Below are 800 nucleotides of genomic sequence, written 5' to 3' on the forward strand. Positions count from 1 at the left end.
TACAACGTTCACTACAAGTACGACCTGAATGGCAATCGCACCAGCGAGAGCACTGCCTACACCAGTGACAACGGTCAGAAAAAAGTCGTCACGGTCAATTACGACTACGACAAGATGAACCGGCAAAAAACCATCGGCGGAACCATCGTTTCCACCGCCAGCGGCACCAGCCAGACCAGCAACATCACCAGCCACAGCATCAGCTATGACTGGGCCGGCAACCGCACCCAGGACGTCGCCGTCAGCAGCAGCGGCACGACCACGGAAAACTATGCCTATGATGCGCAAGGCCGCCTGTCGCAGATCAAGAATGGCAGCAATGCCGTGATCGGCAATCGCCATTACGACGCGGCCGGCCGCGTCGTATACACCTCCGACACCGTCAACAAGGAAGCGCGCCTGAGCCAGTACGACAGCCGTGGCCGCTTGATCAAGCAACTGGTCACCGAGGTCGGCTCGACCGCCACCAATGGCAAGCTCAAAAGCACCATCGATTATGGCAGCTACGACCGCTATAACAACCTGGCCAGTTACACCCTTACCGCCGCGGATGGCAAAACCCGCCAGGTCACCAGCATCTACACCAAACTGGGCCGCGATGGCTATCTGACCACGTGGACCACGGTCCAGAACGACGGCACCTCCGCCTCGAAGTCCACCAAGCAGGAATATGATGCCAACGGCAACATCAAACAATTGCTGCAGTACGCAAACCAAACCGTAACGCCTTACAATTCGGCGGCCTACCTCAGCGACGCCGACGGCCACATCCTGGAAAAGCGCTATGACAACACCACCAC

General features: G+C 57.8%; 1 protein-coding gene. It reads left to right on the top strand.

What is annotated here, in order from left to right; all coding sequences use genetic code 11:
* On the top strand, nucleotides 1-800 hold an 800-nt coding region (locus tag GJ699_RS34325), incomplete at both ends, for a hypothetical protein (protein ID WP_195763723.1).

This window comes from Duganella guangzhouensis, assembly GCF_009674535.1.
Taxonomy (GTDB): domain Bacteria; phylum Pseudomonadota; class Gammaproteobacteria; order Burkholderiales; family Burkholderiaceae_D; genus Rugamonas; species Rugamonas guangzhouensis.